The sequence below is a fragment of the Collinsella sp. SGI.241 genome (assembly GCF_050312955.1).
GTDB lineage: Bacteria > Actinomycetota > Coriobacteriia > Coriobacteriales > Coriobacteriaceae > Collinsella.
In genome coordinates this window covers 1-17,460 of sequence record NZ_JBNPKM010000022.1, presented here as the reverse complement: position 1 = coordinate 17,460, position 17,460 = coordinate 1, and the positions used below count along the sequence as shown (strand labels likewise).

The window sequence follows — 17,460 nt, the reverse complement described above, 5'->3', positions numbered from 1 at the left end:
AGAAATTGAGGACTTTCTAAGGATGCTCATTACGGTTGAGCCTCCGTATACCTTTGTTATTGACGCGCCTTGGGAATCTGGCAAGACATTCTTTGTAAAACAAGTAGTGAGAGTCCTTCAAATGGCAAATCCGACTCTCGACCACGATTTAGAGACACTTAACGCGACACTAGGAGAAACCGCAACGGAACTCCCAGCGATGCCATGCCTCCCCTTTTATTTCAACGCATGGGAAGACGACCATTTCGACAATCCGATCTTGCCTATATTGGACTCTATCGCTAACGCCGCAGACGAACAAAGCGTCAAGGGAGGAAAGGATTTCGGTAAGGGAGTCATTAGCGTCATAGAAACCGCCGCCTCCATTATCGGATACGGCGTTGACATTAATGGAATCATTGAAAATTTCAGCGGCACTGATTTTCTCGAACAGTACAAAGCGGAAAAGAGCTTAGGAGCAAAATTGGCGAGCTCATAAAGAACCATCTGCCCAAGATAGCCAAACGAGCCATCATCTTTATCGACGAGCTCGATCGCTGCCGGCCCGAATTCGCCATAAAGGTACTCGAGCAGACCAAAACCCTGTTTCAGCAAGAAAACATTGTTGTACCTTTTTGCACAACAAAAAAGCCACTCTAACCAGCGGCTTTTCTTCTATAGAAAACAAAAAAGGCGACCGCCCGCGAGGACGATCGCCTTTACTGCTTCTTGTGTTGTTTGTGCTAGGCGCGGGTCTTGATCTCCTCGGTCACCTTGGCAACAAACTCGTCAACGCTCATCGGGACGGTCTCGTTGGAGCGATCGCGGACGGAGATGTTGCCGGCCTCGACCTCTTTCTCGCCCAGGATGAGCATGTAGGGCACGCGGTCAATGGAGCGGGCCTCGCGGATCTTGTAGCCGATCTTCTCGTCGCGGTCGTCGCAGACCACGCGAATGCCGGCCTCTTCCAGCTTGGCGCACACCTCGTGGGCATAGTCGCGGCTCTTCTCGGAAACCGGAAGTGCCTTGACCTGCACGGGGGCAAGCCAGGTGGGGAACTTGCCCGCAAAGTGCTCGATCAGAATGCCAATAAAGCGCTCGATGGAGCCAAAGCACACGCGGTGCAGCATAATGGGGCGCTTCTTGGTGCCGTCGGCGTCCACGTACTCCAGGTCAAAGTTGAGCGGCATCTGGAAGTCGAGCTGAACGGTACCGCACTGCCAGGTACGGCCGAGCGAGTCCTCCAGGTGGAAGTCGATCTTGGGGCCGTAGAAGGCGCCGTCGCCCTCGTTGACCTCGTAGTCCATGTGCAGCTGCTCAAGAGCGGTGCGCAGACCCTCTTCGGCTCGTGCCCAGTCCTCGTCAGAACCCATGGAGTCCTCGGGGCGGGTGGAAAGCTCAACGTGATACTTAAAGCCAAACTTCTGGTACACGGAGTCGATAAGGTTGACCACGCCCACAATCTCGTCGGTCAGCTGGTCGGGGCGCACAAACAGGTGGGCGTCGTCCTGGTTAAAGCAGCGCACGCGGAACAGGCCGTGCAGGGCGCCGCGCAGCTCGTGTCGGTGCACCAGGCCAATCTCGCCGGCGCGAATGGGCAGCTCACGGTAGGAGTGCGGCTTGGAGGCGTACACCAGCACGCCGCCCGGGCAGTTCATGGGCTTAATGCAGTACTCTTCGTCGTCAATGACGGTGGAGTACATGTTGTCCTTGTAGTGGTCCCAGTGGCCCGAGGTCTTCCACAGTTGCTTGTTCATGATGAGCGGCGTGGAGATCTCCACGTAGCCGGCCTTGTGGTGGATCTCGCGCCAGTAGTCCAGCAGCGTGTTCTTAAGGATCATGCCGTTGGGCAGGAAGAACGGGAAGCCGGGGGCCTCGTCGCGCATCATAAAGAGGTCCATCTCGCGGCCGATCTTGCGGTGGTCGCGCTTCTTGGCCTCCTCCAGCATGCGCATGTGCTCGTCGAGCTCTTCCTTGGTGGCAAAGGCAACGCCGTTGATGCGGGTGAGCATCTTGTTGTCCTTGTCGCCCTTCCAGTAGGCGCCCGAGACGCCGGTGAGCTTAAAGGCCTTGAGGGCCTTGGTGTAGCAGATGTGGGGGCCGACGCACATGTCGATGTAGTCGCCCTGCTGGTAGAAGGTGATACGGGCGTCGTCGTCCAGGTCGCCGATGTGCTCGACCTTGTACTTCTCGCCGCGCTCCTCCATAAGGGCGATGGCCTCGGCGCGGGGCTTCTCGTACACGGTGAACTTGAGGTTCTCCTTGACGATCTTTTTCATCTCGGCCTCGATCGCGGGGAAGTCGTCCTCGCTGATCTTGACGCCCTCGGGCAGGTCGACGTCGTAGTAAAAGCCGTTGTCGGTCGCGGGGCCGTAGGCAAAGTCGGCCTGGGGGTACAGGCGTTTGATGGCCTGCGCCATGATGTGCGCGGCGGAGTGGCGGATGACGTGCGTGACCTCGTCCTGCGGGAGCTCGGCCACCGAACCGTCATTGTAGAGTGCCTTCATGGGTATGTTTTCTCCTCTCGGATGCCTTGTGCAAGTGCTGCTTGGCGCCGTGCAGTGTGCATTGCGCTTGCCGGCGCGTGCGTTTTGACTTGCATCATTATAGGCAGGTTACCTAGGTATACAAGCGCCCGCCGCACCTTAATGGCACGGCGGGCGATTTTCTACGCATGCTTCATCGCGTGGGGCGGGTGCGGCTTGCGCGCGGCGCGCGGGGCCCGTGGCTTGCGGCCGGCCCGGCGATGGATGCGCTACTGGATGCGAGTTCGGCAGTAGGGGCAGACCTTCCAGTGTGCGTCGAGCGGGCGATGGCAGCTGGGGCACACGTTGCGAACCTGGGTGTCGCACACCGGGCAGACCACAAAGTCCTTCTCGATGGGCGCACCGCACTGCGGGCAGGTGCCGTACTGGGCAAGCTGACGCTCGCGCAGGGCCATGTCCAGCTCCTGCTCCTCGCGGTCGGCCGCATAGGAGTGCGGGCGCAGGACCAGGTAGGCGATGAGGCCTACAAACGGGATGAGGGCAATAATGCCCCATGCCACGTAGGCACTGGCGCCGCGGCGGCGGGCGTCAATAAACACATAGACGACCGACAGCACGTACAGGGCGATGATAAAGCCAACAAAGGCATAGATGACGCCCATAAGCTGCGGCGACATGAGCTCAGAGATGTACTTGGACATTACGGATACCTTTCGGGGTAGTTACAACTCGAGTTAGTGTAACACGGGGGTTAACGATTTGGCAGGTCGCAGGCATGGGCGGATAGAAACATCTCAATCTGTAACAGGTGAGAGCGGAATCCGGGTCCAGATGTTACAGAATTAGACAAACCGTTCTCTCCCAGACTTAAATCTCAATCTGTAACATCTTGGCTCCAGAATCAGTCCCTACTGTTACAGATCAAGATGAACGGTGAGCCCTCCGTTAAATATCTCAATCTGTAACAGCTAGGGGCCAGAAACCCTTCTATCTGTTACAGATCAAGACAAAGGAAAATGTCCAATCTCAATATCTCAATCTGTAACAACAACTCGGCAAAAACAGGTCTAACTGTTACAGATTTAGACATTCGAAACCGACTGATGGGTTCATCTAAATCTGTAACATCTAGACCCCAAAACGGTCCCGAGATGTTACAGATCGAGACAGATGACCTCTCCCTGACTTTAAATCTCAATCTGTAACACATAGGACCGATTTTCTACTCTTACTGTTACAAATCAAGACAAACAGAGGGCCCGCCTGGCAAACGTCTCGATCTGTAACATCTGGAACCCAACTCTTCTGCTTACCGTTACAGAACGAGACAAACCTTTGACAACAGGGGTGCCAGACGAGGTCACCGATTGACCTGAGTCTCCCCCCTCGCCTGCCGTTGGCGGATGCAGCGGGGCTGTTCGCCGCATTGCCGCTGCGCGGGGGATGCGCACACCGTAGGATAGCCTTATTGACAGCCTGTCAACTCGTCTTGGAGGCACTGTGACAGAAACGTTTGATATCGCGATTGTGGGCGCGGGCATCACCGGATGCGCCATCGCGCGGCAGCTCGCACGCTATGACCTGTCCATCTGTGTGGTCGAGGCGGCCAACGACATTGCGCTGGGCGCGTCGAAGGCCAACGGCGGCCTGGTGCACGCCGGCTACGATCCGGCGCCGGGCACCGTAAAGGCGCAGGTCAACGCCCGCGGCTGCGAGCTATATGGCACGTGGGCCCAGGAGCTGGGCTTTTTGTTTTGCCGCACCGGGTCCATGGTGCTGGGCTTTAGCGACCAAGACCGCGCGCAGCTGGAGCAGCTGCAAAGCAACGGGCTGGCAAACGGCGTACCCGAGTTGGCGATCATCGGGGCCGAGCGCATCCACGAGCTGGAGCCGCGCGCCAGCGCCCAGGCCACGTGCGCGCTGTGGTGTCCCTCGACCGGCTATGTCGATCCGTTTGAGGTCGCCATCGCCGCGATGGAGAACGCCGTAGCCAACGGCGTGACGTTTGTGCGCTCCGCACCGGTGGAGACGATCGAGGTAGCTCCCGGCGCTGGCGACAGGAGCGGTGACGGGACCGCTCGTTTTACGCTGGTGACACCGGCCGGTGATGTGCGCTGCCGCTATTTGATTAACGCGGCGGGCAACGGCGCCGCAGACATCTCGCATATGGCGGGCGCCGAGGAGTTCCAGATGGTCTGGCGCCAGGGTAACATTGTGGTGCTGGACAAGGAGCCGCGTGCACTCATGCCGCTCTACCCCGTTCCCACGCCGGTTTCCAAGGGCGTCATCGTCACGGGCACCGTCCACGGCAACACGGTGATCACCGCGACGGCCGCTGTGCGCGAGGCGGGCGACACGCAGACCTATGCTGGCGACGTAAACGCGCTGCTGGGCGGCGCGCGCAAGCTGGTGCCCGACCTGGACACGCGCCGCGTGGTGCGAGCGTTTGCCGGCGGGCGTCCGGTCATTAAGGGAACGAACGACTTTTTTATTGGACAGTCCGCCGTGGTACCGTGGCTGTTCCAGGCGGCGGGCATTCAGTCGCCGGGCGTAGCGAGCGCTCCGGCCATTGCCGAGCGCATGGAGCAGGTGCTGCGCGAGGCGAGCGTTGCTTTGCGCGAGCGGGCCGATTGGGATCCGATTCGCCGTGCGCCGGACGACTTCGACCGTGCGCCGCTTGCGCGCAAGGAGGAGCTCATTGAATCCGACCCCGCGTGGGGGCAGATCGTCTGCCGCTGCGAGACGGTGCCCGAGGCCGAGATCGTAGCCGCGATCCGACGCCGCCCGGGTGCGGTTTCGGTCGAGGGCGTCAAACGCCGCTGCCGCGCCGGCATGGGTCGGTGCCAGAGCGGCTTTTGCCAAAGCCGCGTGGTGCGGATTCTGGCCCGCGAGCTGGGCTGCGATCCCAGCGAGGTGCTGCTGGAGGACACTGGCTCGTGGCTCGTTGAGGGACCTTTGAAGGGGGTGCGCTAGGATGGCGACAAGTATCGATATGGGTGCGGTATCGGGCGTCGAGTGCACTTGCACAGATGCCGACAGGGTATCAATTGCTGCCGGCGCCGTGCAGACGCAGGCGTTCGACGTAGTCGTTATCGGCGGCGGACCTGCCGGCATGGCGGCCTCACTTGCCGCACACAAGGCCGGAGCGCGCGTGGCCATCGTGGAGCGCGAACAGCACCTGGGCGGCATCCTGCGCCAGTGCATCCACCCGGGCTTTGGCCTCTCACACTTTAAGCAGGAACTGACCGGTCCCGAGTACGCACAGCGCTTTATCGACCAGGTGCGCGAAACCGATATCGCACTGTTCCTGGACAGTATGGTGATTGGGATCGACTCAAGCGAGGAAAAAGTCGCAGGCACGGGCGCAAGTGGCGCGGCGAGCGATGCCTCGGCACACACCGTCACGCTCATGAGCCCCGCCGGCATGTTGCAGCTCACCGGGCGCGCCGTCGTCCTTGCCATGGGGTGTCGCGAGCGCACGCGCAGCGAGATCAAGATCCCCGGCAGCCGCCCCGCCGGCGTGTTTACCGCCGGCCTGGCGCAGCGATACATCAACATCGACAACCTCAAGCCCGGCTCGCGCGCCGTCATTTTAGGCTCGGGCGACATTGGGCTCATCATGGCGCGTCGCTGCACGCTCGAGGGGATTTCGGTCGAGGGCGTGTACGAGCTTATGCCATACGCCAACGGCCTGCGCCGCAATGTAAAGAATTGCCTGGACGATTTTGGCATTCCGCTGCACCTGTCCACCACCGTCACACGCGTGATTGGGCACGACCGCGTGGAGGCCGTCGAGGTGAGCCAGGTCGACGAAAATCTGGTGCCCATTCCGGGGACCGAGCGCATCGTTCCGTGCGACACACTGCTGCTTTCGGTAGGTTTGATTCCCGAGAACGAGCTTTCGGTAGGCGCGGGTGTTGAGCTTGACCCGCGCACGCGCGGCGCCGTGGTGGACCAGAGCCTGCAGACGGGCGTGCCAGGCATCTTTGCCTGCGGCAACGTGCTGCACGTGCACGACCTGGCCGATAACGTGACGGCCGAGTCCGAGCGTGCCGGTGCGGCTGCAGCGACGTACGCGCTGGGGACCGGCACGGATGTCGAGACGGGCGCTGGCTGCCAGCTCACGGTCTCCCCTGCCGACATTGCCGGCTACGCGCTGCCGGGACGCATTACGGCCGTGGCACTCACCAGGCTCAACTTCCGCGTGCGCCGGCCGGTCGATGCCGCCCGCGTGCGCATTCTGGCGGACGACGAGGAACTGCTTACGGGCAAGGTCCGCGCGTTTAAACCGAGCGTTATGGAAAGCTTCCCGCTGCCGGCAAAGGTGATACAGCGAGCGCTCGACCTGGGTGCCAGCGAGATTATCCTTTCCGTCGAGCCCGTCGAGGAGGCATAGCCATGAGCACAAATGCGATCGAGACGCTACAGTTCAACTGCACCACCTGCCCATCCGAGTGCCTCCTTACGGTGGAAGTGGAGCGCGGGGCCGACGACCGCGTGGCGACGGTGCGCGCCGTGACCGGCAACAGCTGCCCGCGCGGCGATAAGTTCGCACATCAGGAGCTCACCTGCCCCATGCGCGTCCTCACTACCACCGTGGCAGTATCAGGCGGCGACGAGGCACTGCTGCCCGTTCGCACGGCCGAGGCCATCCCGCTGGCACTCCACGCCCAAGCCATGGACTTCATCCACGGCCTAGTGGTCAAAGTCCCCATCCGCATGGGCGATGTAGTCCTCCCCAACCTCCTAGACACCGGTACCGACCTCATCGCCAGCATGGACATCGACCCGGCCTAAGCAGCTCGTTTGGGACGGCGCTCTTTTAGCTACCCCGCATCCGCCCCGCCCCTCCTCAATTGCGGTGAAATAATTCCCGATTTCCGCCAAAACCCCGGCATCAAGGAACTATTCCACCGCAACTTGCCTTGGGATCGGTATTTAGCTTGTGCCTGCTTTAGTGCCATTTCAAAACTATGCCGGATTACGGGGCTGATTCGGAGACCCCCACCCATACCGGCAATTTTCGATTTTTGATAAGCCTTCTACCTGCGGTTTTAATTTCGCGATTTTTCCCATGGTCAAGTAATACAGGTCCAGCCCCGTAATCCGCCATAGTTTTGAAACCAGCCCATTTGGGACGGGACCATATTGACTACTTTTACCTATCAGCTCGCATGTTTGACGCAGCTAAAATAGCCCCGTCCCAAATTGACTACCCTGGCATTGGGGATACCATGGTGGCAACCTAACGAAAGGACGATGTATGGCACATGTCGATGACCAGCGCGTGGCACGCGTGCTCGATGCGCTCGAGGCTCAGCACCCCGGCGCGCAGCTGCTCGTAAACGACCCGTGGTCGATTTATTACCTGACCGGCTTTTATGCCGATATGTTCGAGCGTTTTTGCGGCGTACTGCTCGCACGCGGTAGCGAGCCCGTGATCTTGGTCAACGCGCTGCATCAGCTGCCCGAGTATGACAATGCCCGCGTCGCGTACCACACCGATACCGACGTCGTGGCCGACGCCATCGCTCGCGAGGTTGATCCGACCAAACCGCTCGGCATCGACACCGTCATGCGCTCCGGCTTCTTGATGCCCCTCATGGAGCGCCATGCCGCGAGCGAATTCTTCCTAGGCGATTTTGCCGTGACCGCCGCGCGAACCTACAAAGACGCCGGCGAGCAGGAGCTTATGCGCGTGTCCTCGGCCGCTAACGACGCCGTGATGGCCGACGCGATCGAGCTCGTCCACGAAGGCGTGACAGAGCGCGAGATCGCCGACCAGATGCTTGGCCTGTATCGCAAGCACGATTGCGAGGGCTTTAGCTTTCCGCCCATCGTGAGCTTTGGCGCCAACGCCGGCGACCCGCACCACGAGCCAGACGATACGGTACTCAAGCGTGGCGACGTGGTGCTGTTCGACATTGGCGGGCGTCGCCGCAACTATTGCTCGGACATGACGCGCACGTTCTTTTGGGGCGAGCCGGACGAGGAGACGGCACGCATCTACGACATCGTGCGCCGCGCCAACGAGGCCGCTGAGGCGCTCATCGCACCGGGCGTGCGTATGTGCGACCTGGACCGTGCCGCGCGCGACGTGATTGAGGACGCGGGTTATGGCAAGTACTTTACGCACCGTCTGGGACACTCGATCGGCCTGCAAGACCACGAGCCGGGTGACGTCTCGCTCGTCAACGAGCAGGTCGTGGAGCCGGGCATGACGTTTTCCATCGAGCCGGGCATCTACCTCCCCGGCCGCACCGGCGTCCGCATCGAGGACCTTGCCCTGGTCACCGAGAGCGGCGTCGAGATCCTCAACGCCTACCCCCACGATCCGGTCCGCCTAGACTAGGCAATGCGGCAAAGGGACAGCCCCTTTGCCGCATCACATGAATGTCGCCACGAAATGGGCCTATCTACTACGTTTAACCCGCATGGGGCGACCATGCGGGTATTTTTTGAAAATTGGCAAGCCTTCTACCTGCGGTTTTGATTTTGCGATTCTCGGCATGGTTGAGGGTAGCCGGTCAAACGTAGTAGATAGGCCCATTTCGTGGAGAGCAAGCAAACTAGCTACTCTGCGGAAGGGATCTAGCGGAGCAGACCGGCAACTTCGCCGGCCAGGGTGATGGTACCTGCTGCTACGAAGGGCTCGCCTGCGGCCTCAAAGGCTGCGAGGGCCTCGGACACGCTGGGGTACACGCCTGCGAGCTTATCGGAGTCCACCAGGGCAGCAAGCTCCTCCGCCGGCAAGGCGCGATCGGAATCGGTCTGTGTGACGACCACGCGCGAGAAGGCCGGGATCAGCACGTCGACGATACCCGCCACGTCCTTGTCTGCCAGCGCGGCGCACAGCAACGTGGGGCGATTCTCTACGCACGGATCGATCTCGTCCAAGGCGCTCACAAAGTTCTCGCAGCTCTGGGGGTTATGGCAGGCGTCGATCAGCTTGAGCGGGTCGGTTCCCAACACATCAAAACGGCCCGGCGTGGCACAGCCCATAAGCGAAGCATCAAGCGCCTCGTGGTCGAGCTCGCGACCCAGATACCCCTCGCAGAGCATAATCGCGCACGCGGCATTCTGCGGCTGATACGCCGGCTTAACCATGCTCGACGTGTAAATCGCACGCGGCGTGGTACAGCTAAACTCAACCGTATCGCCCACATGCGCCGGCACCTTGGTCGTGGCGTGGCTCACCACCAGCGGCACCACACCACACTCGCGACAACGGGTGTCCATAACGCGCTGAACGCTCGGCTCATGCGTGCCCTCGCCCAGCACAACCAGGCGTCCGGGCTTAATGACGGCGGCCTTCTCCCCCGCAATGGCCTCGAGCGTATCGCCCAGAATGCGCGTGTGGTCGAGTCCGATGCCCGTGATGGCAACGGCGACGGGATCGGTCGCGCTCGTGGCGTCCCAGCGACCGCCCATGCCGACCTCGAGCACGGCGACATCCACGCGAGCCTCGGCAAACACCACAAGCGCGGCGGCCGTCAGCAGGTCAAAAGGCGTGATGGTATAGGCACGCTCCCCCGCCACCACGCGGCGCGCATTCACTCGATGCCCCGCCTCAACAGCAGCAGAAACGCCACGGGCAAACGCCTCATCGCTTACGACGTGCCCATCGACCTCCATGCGCTCGGGATAGCGAACAAGCTGCGGCGACGTATAAAGCGCAGCCTTGAGCCCCTCGCCGCGAAGGATAGCAGCCGAAAAACGCGTGGTCGAAGTTTTGCCATTGGTACCGGCAACCTGAATGCAATCAAAGTACTCGTCCGGCCGCCCCAGCTCATCGAGCATATCGACAACTGTCTCGAGCAGAGGACCAGCATCCCCAGAAATCCGCCCCGTATCGGCAGCAAGCCCCACAGCCTCACCAAACGAAAGCAACTCAAACGAGAACGGCACAGAATACGACCCAGAACGCTTAGCCATAACCCAAAGTCTCCAATTACAGAAAAAGAGGCCCATCAAAAAGAATGAGCCACTCGCGTTGATAATTTCAGCCACTATCCGCTTGCAGCAGAATCAAGGCCACAACCCCGTGGCCCTGACAGGCAGCGGACGCCCCCGTAACCGCTATGGGAGCGGTTTGGGGCTTTGCTCGATACAAGTTCCGCACGAGCCGAAGGCCACTTAATGTGGCCTTCGTGCGAGCAGGACTGTCCGCAGTAGCGAGCAATGCCCCAAACCGCGTCCCCCAGTAACGCCTACGAGAAGTCAGCAACCTGAGCAGTCAGCGCCTCCAGGATCTCCTTGAGCTCAGCTGCACGGTCCCTCTTCTTCTGGACCACCGCGGGCGCGGCCTTGGCCACAAAGCCCTCGTTGGCGAGCGTCTTCTCGCAGCCGGCGAGCTCCTTCTGGGCCGCGGCAATCTCCTTCTCCAGACGTGCCTTCTCGGCCGAAAGATCGACCTTGCCCTCGAGCACCACAAAGACCTCGACGCCGCTGTCGACCACGGCGATGCTCGCGGCCGGCTTCTCAACATCGGTACCCATGACCAGCGAGGCGGTATTGGCCAGCGGCTCGATGGTCGAGCGCAGGCTCTCGAGCTTCTCGATGTCCTCGGCACCGGCACGCACGACCACGTCGAGCTCGGCCTTGGGGCTCAAGCGATAACGCGAACGCGTGGCGCGGGCCGCAGAAACAACGGTGCGACACAGCTCAAACGCGCGCTCGGCGTCCTCGTCGACATACTTGACATAGTCGGCAGGCTCGGGCCACTTGGCGATCATGAGCGCCTCGGCGCGGTCCACGTTGCCCTCGGCGTCCAGGTCGAGCACGCTCGCCGGCATGTTGTCCCAGATCTCCTCGGTGACAAACGGCATGAGCGGGTGCATCAGGCGAATAGAGGTATCGAGCACAAAGATCAGGTTTCGCTGCGCCTGCAGACGGCCCTCGCCCTTCAGGCGCGCCTTGGTGACTTCGACGTACCAGTCGCAGACCTCGTTCCAGAAGAACTGCTGAACGCCGCGGGCCATGTCGCCAAAGGTGTAGTTCTCGATGCCCTCGGTAACCATCTTGACGGCCTTGGCCAGACGGCTGAACATCCAGGCGTCGGCCGGCGTCTCCACGACGGGCTCGCCGGGCGTGTAGCCCTCCATGTTCATAAGCAGGAAGCGGCTAGCGTTCCAAATCTTGGTCACAAACGACTTGGCCTGCTCGGTACGCGGGCTGTCGATAAGCTTCTTGGTCTTCTTATCGATGTTCGCGTCAAACTTGACATCCTGGTTGTTGGTGCAGAGCGTCAGCAGGTTGAAGCGCATGGCGTCGGCACCGTACATGCCAATGAGGTCCATGGGGTCAACGCCGTTGCCCTTGGACTTGGACATACGGCTGCCGTCCTTGGCAAGAATCGTCGGGTAGATGACGACATCCTTAAACGGCACCTCGTCCAGGAAGTACAGCGAGCTCATGACCATGCGGGCGACCCACAGCGCGATGATGTCGCGCGCGGTGACGAGTGCCGTCGTGGGGTGATGTCCCTCGAGCAGCTCCGGCTTTTGGGGCCAGCCCTGCGTGGCGAAAGTCCACAGCTGCGAGCTGAACCAGGTATCCAGCACGTTCTCGTCCTGATGCACGTGATGACCGCCGCACTTAGGGCACACGTCGGTGTCCTCGGTAAGGGCATCCTCCCAGCCGCAGTCCTCGCAGTAGAACACGGGAATACGGTGGCCCCACCACAGCTGGCGGCTGATGCACCAGTCCTTGAGGTTCTCCATCCAGGTGGTATAGGTCTGCGTCCAACGCGCGGGGTGGAAGGTCACCTTGCCGGAGTTGACGGCGTCGAGCGCCGGTCCCTTGAGCTTGTCGACGGCCACAAACCACTGCTCGGACAGCCACGGCTCCAGTGCGGAGTCGCAACGGTAGCAGTGCATGACGGAGTGATCGTGATCCTCGACGTGATCGAGCAGGTCGTGCTCCTCAAACCACTTGATGACGGCCTCGCGGCACTCCTCGCGGGTCATGCCGGTAAACTCGCCGTAGCCCTCGACGACCACCGCATGCTCGTCAAAGATGTTGATCTGCGGCAGGTCGTGGGCCTGGCCCATGGCGTAATCGTTGGGGTCGTGGGCCGGGGTGACCTTGACAAAGCCGGAGCCAAAGTTGGCGTCGACATGCCAATCCTCAAAGATGGGGATCTCACGGTCGACGATGGGGAGCTTGACGGTCTTACCCACAAAGGCGGCCTTCTCGGGGTCCTTCGGGGAGACGGCCACGCCCGTGTCGCCGAGCATGGTCTCGGGGCGCGTAGTGGCGACGACGATGTAGTCCTGGCCGTTGACCGGCTCGGTCAGCGGGTAGCGCAGGTGCCACAGGTGACCCTTCTCGTCCTTGTACTCGGCCTCGTCGTCCGAGATGGCGGTGGTGCAGTTGGGGCACCAGTTGACGATGCGCTTGCCGCGGTAGATCAGGCCGTCGTGGTACCAGTCGCAGAACACCTTGCGCACGGCCTGGGCGTAGTCCTCGTCCATGGTAAAGCGCTCGTTATCAAAGTCGACGGAGCAGCCCATACGCTTGATCTGCTCGACGATGATGCCGCCGTACTCGTGGGTCCAATCCCAGCAGGCGTCGACAAACTTATCGCGGCCGATCTCCAGGCGGCTGATGCCCTCGCTCTTGAGCTTCTTGTCGACCTTGGTCTGCGTGGCGATGCCGGCGTGGTCGGTACCGAGCACCCAGCGGGTGGACCTGCCGCGCATGCGGGCCATGCGGATGATGGCATCCTGGATGGAGTCGTCGGTGGCGTGACCCATGTGGAGCTTGCCGGTCACGTTGGGAGGCGGAATGGTGACAGTGCAGTCGCCCACGCCCTCACGGCGCTTGTAGTAGCCGCCGTCGAGCCACTTCTGCAGGATCGCCGGCTCGTTGGTCGACGGATCGTAGTTTTTGGGCATCTCTTCCATATATCTCTCCCGTCCCACCGGGGAGGAATGTAGGCCCGCCAGGGTCTGCATTCCTCCCCTTAGGTATCGATTACTTCAGTCTGATACGACTTCGCTGAGGCTTAAACAAACACACAGAATAACACAGGTAGTTGGGGTTATTGCGTATATATAAAATAGCCTCCGACCGCGGGTGGTCGGAGGCTATTCAAATTCACATTTGCGAAACCTACCATTTAGGGACAGGTTTATTTTGGTCGGTTTTATATGGGCAAACGTCATTCTCCCTGATAAAACCTGCCAAAATAAACCTGTCCCTTTTTGGCAGGTTTACCCGTAGATGCGCTGGGGCTGTTCGGTGCCCTTTACGGAGGCTTCGGTCACGATGACCTTGGCGACTCCTTCCTCGCTCGGCAGGTCGAACATCGTCTGCTGCAGCACGTCCTCGCAGATGGAGCGCAGGCCGCGGGCGCCGGTCTTGCGGGCAAGCGCCATGCGGGCAATCTCGTGCAGGGCGGCGTCCTCAAACTCAAGTTCAACGTCCTCGAGCTGGAACATCTTGCGGTACTGACGCACAACGGCGTTCTTTGGCTCGGTCAGGATCGACACCAGGTCGTCCTCGTCGAGCGCCTGTGTCTGGGTGACGACGGGCGTACGTCCCACAAACTCGGGGATCATACCAAAGGCGTTGAGGTCCTGCGGGAGCACCTGACGCAGCAGGTCGTTCTCGTCGACCGAGGTGGGGCCGGCGATCTCGGAGTTAAAGCCCACGCCCTTGTTGCCCACGCGATCGGCGATAATCTTGTCCAGACCCACAAAGGCACCGCCGCAGATAAACAAGATATTGGTCGTGTCGATCTGCAGCAGCTCCTGCTGGGGGTGCTTGCGGCCGCCGGTGGGCGGAACGCTTGCCACCGTGCCCTCAAGGATCTTAAGCAGCGCCTGCTGAACGCCCTCGCCCGAAACGTCGCGGGTGATGGAGAGGTTCTCGGCCTTGCGGGCGATCTTGTCGATCTCGTCCACGTAGATGATGCCGACCTGCGCACGCTCGATATCGCCATCGGCAGCATTGATGAGCTTGAGCAGGATGTTCTCCACGTCCTCGCCCACGTAACCGGCCTCGGTGAGTGCGGTGGCGTCGGCGATGGCAAACGGCACCTCGAGGATGCGCGCGAGCGTCTGGGCGAGCAAGGTCTTACCGGTACCGGTGGGACCGAGCAGCAAGATGTTGGACTTGGCGAGCTCCACCTCGTCCATATCGTCGTCGAGCCGCGAACCCGCACCCGAGGCCTCGTCAAAGGCCGAAAGCGCGGCGCCGCCCTCGATCACGCGACGGTAGTGGTTGTACACGGCAACCGACATGGCGCGCTTGGCGTCTTCCTGACCCATGACATAGGCCGAAAGCTCGTCATAGATCTCGTGCGGGGTCGGCACGTGCGTGATGACCTGACGTACGTCGTCCTCGAGTTCAAAGCCCTCGGCCTCGGGATCCATGGCAGGCTGCCCGGCAGCCTGACCGTGGTCGTTGAGGAAGCCCGGCAGCTTGCCGTTGCAGGCGGCATCCATAAAGTCCGAAGCCAGCGACTCCTCCAAGATCTCGGAGCAGGCGGCAACGCACTCGTCGCAGATAAAGATGTTGGTAGGGCCCTTTACAAGGCGGCGCACCTGACCCTGCTCTTTTCCGCAGAAGGAGCAGCGGATGGGGTTGCCGTTCTCGTCAAAGTTGTCCTGCATGTTACCGGCCATCCTAGGCGTCCTTCGCGGCAAGATCGCGCGAGGTAACGATACGGTCGATCAGGCCGTAGTCAAGCGCCTCGGCAGCGGTCAGGTAGTTGTCGCGCTCGGTATCGGCCTGGACCTTCTCGATCGGCTGGCCCGAGGCGTCGGACAAGATCTGGTTGAGCTCGCGACGGGTCTTCTTGATCTCCTCGGCCACGATCTCGATCTCGGTCTGCTGACCCTGGGCACCGCCACTGGGCTGGTGAATCATGACCTTGGAGTGCGGCAGGCAGAAGCGCTTGCCCTTGGCGCCGGCCGAAAGCAGCACGGCGGCCATAGACGCGGCCATACCGACGCAAATGGTGGAGACCTGCGGCTTGATAAAGTTCATAGTGTCCAGAATCGCCAGGCCGGAGTAGACCTCGCCACCGGGCGAATTGATGTAGAGCGAGATATCCTTCTCGGCATCCTGGCTCTCAAGATGCAGCAGCTGGGCAACGACCAGGTTGGCGCTGACGGAGTTGATCTCCTCGCCCAAGAAGATGATGCGGTCGTTGAGCAGGCGCGAATAGATATCGTAGCTGCGCTCGCCGCGCGGCGTCTGCTCGATAACGTATGGCACGAGGGCGGAATCGAACTTAGCGATCATACGCATCTCCATTTCTCTCTTGCGGACCAAATTGGTTCTAGATAAACGTACGGTGCCCGCATGCTATGCATTGGCTGGCACCGTACGAAGCAACCGAATAACCGGTTTATAACTTTACCCCATCACGGGCGCCTGCATGCGCTCGCGGGAAAGGTGGCGAGAATTACTCGGCGTCCTTGGCGGTCTCGTCGACCTCGGTCACCTTGGCGTTCTCGACCAGGTGGTCGACGGCCTTGGAGCGACGGATGGACTCGCGGACGGCAGGCATGCGTCCATCGGCGATGAACTCGGCCTTGGAAGCCTCGACGTCCTTGACGCCGGCCTTCTCGAACTCGGCGTTGACGTCGTCCTCGGTGACCTCGATCTTGAGCTCACGGGCGAGGGCGTCGAGCGCCAGGGACTCGCGGGCAACATCGTTGGCCTGCTTGTGCAGGTCGCCGATGAACTGCTCCATGGTCAGGCCGGAAGCGGGCAGCCAGGTGTCCAGCGTCATGCCGCGGGCAGCGAGGTTGGACAGGAAGTTCTGGCCAAGCTCCTCAAAGACAGACTGCTCGTAGTCGGCGTCCATCTCCTCGAGCTGCAGGCGCTCGGCGAGAGCGGCGACGCAACGGTTCTCCTTCTCGGCCGGAAGGCGGGAAGCCTTGTCCTGCTCGATCTCGAGCTTGATGGCGTCGCGCATAGCGTCGATGCTGTCGAAGCCAAAGTCGGACTTGACGAGCTCGTCGGTGAGCTCGGGGGTGTTGCGGACCTTGATGCCCTTGACGGTGACCTCGACGGTGTGGGTCTCGGCCTCCTCGCCATCCTCGACCTCGTCGGTCCAGGTGACGGTCTTGACGTCGTCGACGTTAGCACCGATCAGAGCCTCGTTGAACTCCTTGGGGTTGCTGTCGCTACCGGCGATGAGCATGCGGCCCTCGGCAGCGAAGTTGTCGGCGTTCTCGACGGCCTTGAGGTCGACGGTAACGTAGTCCTCGGCCTCGACGGCGCGATCCTCGACGTCCTCGAAGGTGGCACGGTAGTTGAGGAGCATCTCGACCTGGTTGTTGATCTCGGACTCGGTGACCTCCGCGGGAGGCATCTCGATCTCGACGGCGTCGTAGGAGGAGAGCTCGGCGGCAGGACGCAGAGAGAACTCGACGGTGTAGGTGTAGTCCTCGTGATCCTTGGCGAGGTCGAGCTCCTTGTAGTCACCGTTCTTGGTGGGGACGATGTCCAGCTCGTTGAGGACGGCGGGCTCGTTGGCGGCGATCAGATCGTTGGTGGCCTGGGCGAGGGTGGCCTCGGCGCCAAGAGCAGCGTCGATGACCGGACGGGGAGCCTTGCCGGCACGGAAGCCCGGGAAGCGGTACTTCTTGGCGGTGTCCTTGTAGGCCTTCTTGATCGCGGCGTCGACGTCGGCGGCCGGGATGGTGACCGTAGCGGTGAGCTTGGCGTCCTTGACGTCAGAAGCGGTGATGTTCAACACGTTCCTCCTCATACTGCCCAGCTTATCTGAGGTGCTGGTACCTTTATGCAACAAAGTGTCGCGACGGCCGAGGCCGACGCAGGTGCGTTGGTGCGGGCGAAAGGACTCGAACCTTCACGGGAATCCCACCAGAACCTAAATCTGGCGCGTCTACCAATTCCGCCACGCCCGCATGAGCGCACAGACTAGGAATGATAGCAGATACGAACGGCAAGCGCACGCACACCTTTTTAGGCCCACGACCTCACCACGAGTTACAGCGGAACAGGGTAGCTA

General features: G+C 61.1%; 13 protein-coding genes and 1 tRNA gene. 6 read left to right on the top strand and 8 right to left on the bottom strand.

Going from position 1 to position 17,460, the window contains the following annotated elements; genetic code table 11:
• Both ACQQ92_RS08275 and ACQQ92_RS08270 read left to right on the top strand, forming a co-directional pair.
• Window positions 1-478: P-loop NTPase fold protein (locus tag ACQQ92_RS08275; protein ID WP_427796225.1), on the top strand; the 478-nt coding region annotated here is incomplete at its 5' end.
• Complete coding sequence (locus tag ACQQ92_RS08270; RefSeq protein ID WP_427796226.1) at window positions 463-639, top strand: P-loop NTPase fold protein; 177 nt, start codon at window positions 463-465, stop codon at window positions 637-639. The genes ACQQ92_RS08275 and ACQQ92_RS08270, both read left to right, overlap by 16 nt.
• An 83-nt stretch (window positions 640-722) precedes the next feature.
• On the opposite strand, the gene thrS is transcribed toward ACQQ92_RS08270, so the two are convergent.
• Window positions 723-2,486, bottom strand: coding sequence for a threonine--tRNA ligase (thrS, locus tag ACQQ92_RS08265; protein ID WP_427796224.1), 1,764 nt, complete (start codon window positions 2,484-2,486; stop codon window positions 723-725).
• A gap of 248 nt (window positions 2,487-2,734) precedes the next feature.
• The gene (locus tag ACQQ92_RS08260) at window positions 2,735-3,166 is read right to left on the bottom strand and encodes a double zinc ribbon domain-containing protein (protein WP_006234085.1); all 432 of its coding nucleotides are present in this window, start codon (window positions 3,164-3,166) and stop codon (window positions 2,735-2,737) included.
• 799 nt (window positions 3,167-3,965) lie between these two features.
• Here ACQQ92_RS08260 and ACQQ92_RS08255 point away from each other — a divergent pair.
• The 4 genes from ACQQ92_RS08255 (at window position 3,966) to ACQQ92_RS08240 (ending at window position 8,817) form a co-directional block, all read left to right on the top strand.
• Window positions 3,966-5,438 (top strand): NAD(P)/FAD-dependent oxidoreductase, encoded by a 1,473-nt coding sequence (locus tag ACQQ92_RS08255; RefSeq protein ID WP_427796223.1) that lies wholly within the window; start codon window positions 3,966-3,968, stop codon window positions 5,436-5,438.
• A 1-nt stretch (window position 5,439) separates the two neighbouring features.
• Window positions 5,440-6,861 carry an NAD(P)/FAD-dependent oxidoreductase gene (locus ACQQ92_RS08250; protein WP_427747301.1) on the top strand — a complete coding sequence of 474 codons (1,422 nt, stop codon included), beginning with the start codon at window positions 5,440-5,442 and terminating at the stop codon, window positions 6,859-6,861.
• Between the two features lie 2 nt (window positions 6,862-6,863).
• Window positions 6,864-7,262 (top strand): DUF1667 domain-containing protein, encoded by a 399-nt coding sequence (locus ACQQ92_RS08245; RefSeq protein ID WP_427796222.1) that lies wholly within the window; start codon window positions 6,864-6,866, stop codon window positions 7,260-7,262.
• Between the two features lie 466 nt (window positions 7,263-7,728).
• Window positions 7,729-8,817: a M24 family metallopeptidase gene (locus ACQQ92_RS08240; protein WP_427796221.1), complete on the top strand. Its 1,089-nt coding sequence runs from the start codon at window positions 7,729-7,731 to the stop codon at window positions 8,815-8,817.
• Between the two features lie 239 nt (window positions 8,818-9,056).
• On the opposite strand, the gene ACQQ92_RS08235 is transcribed toward ACQQ92_RS08240, so the two are convergent.
• The 6 genes from ACQQ92_RS08235 to ACQQ92_RS08210 all read right to left on the bottom strand — a co-directional run bounded on the left by ACQQ92_RS08235 (window position 9,057) and on the right by ACQQ92_RS08210 (window position 17,356).
• Window positions 9,057-10,400 carry a bifunctional folylpolyglutamate synthase/dihydrofolate synthase gene (locus ACQQ92_RS08235; protein ID WP_427796220.1) on the bottom strand — a complete coding sequence of 448 codons (1,344 nt, stop codon included), beginning with the start codon at window positions 10,398-10,400 and terminating at the stop codon, window positions 9,057-9,059.
• 275 nt (window positions 10,401-10,675) lie between these two features.
• On the bottom strand, window positions 10,676-13,372 hold the full coding sequence (locus ACQQ92_RS08230) for a valine--tRNA ligase (protein ID WP_427719738.1): 2,697 nt from the start codon (window positions 13,370-13,372) through the stop codon (window positions 10,676-10,678).
• A gap of 309 nt (window positions 13,373-13,681) precedes the next feature.
• Window positions 13,682-15,097 (bottom strand): ATP-dependent Clp protease ATP-binding subunit ClpX, encoded by a 1,416-nt coding sequence (gene clpX, locus ACQQ92_RS08225; RefSeq protein ID WP_154515377.1) that lies wholly within the window; start codon window positions 15,095-15,097, stop codon window positions 13,682-13,684.
• Between the two features lies 1 nt (window position 15,098).
• Entirely contained in the window at window positions 15,099-15,719 is a 621-nt protein-coding gene (locus tag ACQQ92_RS08220; protein WP_022095182.1) for an ATP-dependent Clp protease proteolytic subunit, read from the bottom strand.
• A gap of 163 nt (window positions 15,720-15,882) precedes the next feature.
• The gene (gene tig / locus ACQQ92_RS08215; protein WP_370450562.1) at window positions 15,883-17,184 is read right to left on the bottom strand and encodes a trigger factor; all 1,302 of its coding nucleotides are present in this window, start codon (window positions 17,182-17,184) and stop codon (window positions 15,883-15,885) included.
• Between the two features lie 88 nt (window positions 17,185-17,272).
• A tRNA-Leu gene (locus tag ACQQ92_RS08210) sits at window positions 17,273-17,356 on the bottom strand.
• Between the last annotated feature and the right edge of the window lie 104 nt (window positions 17,357-17,460).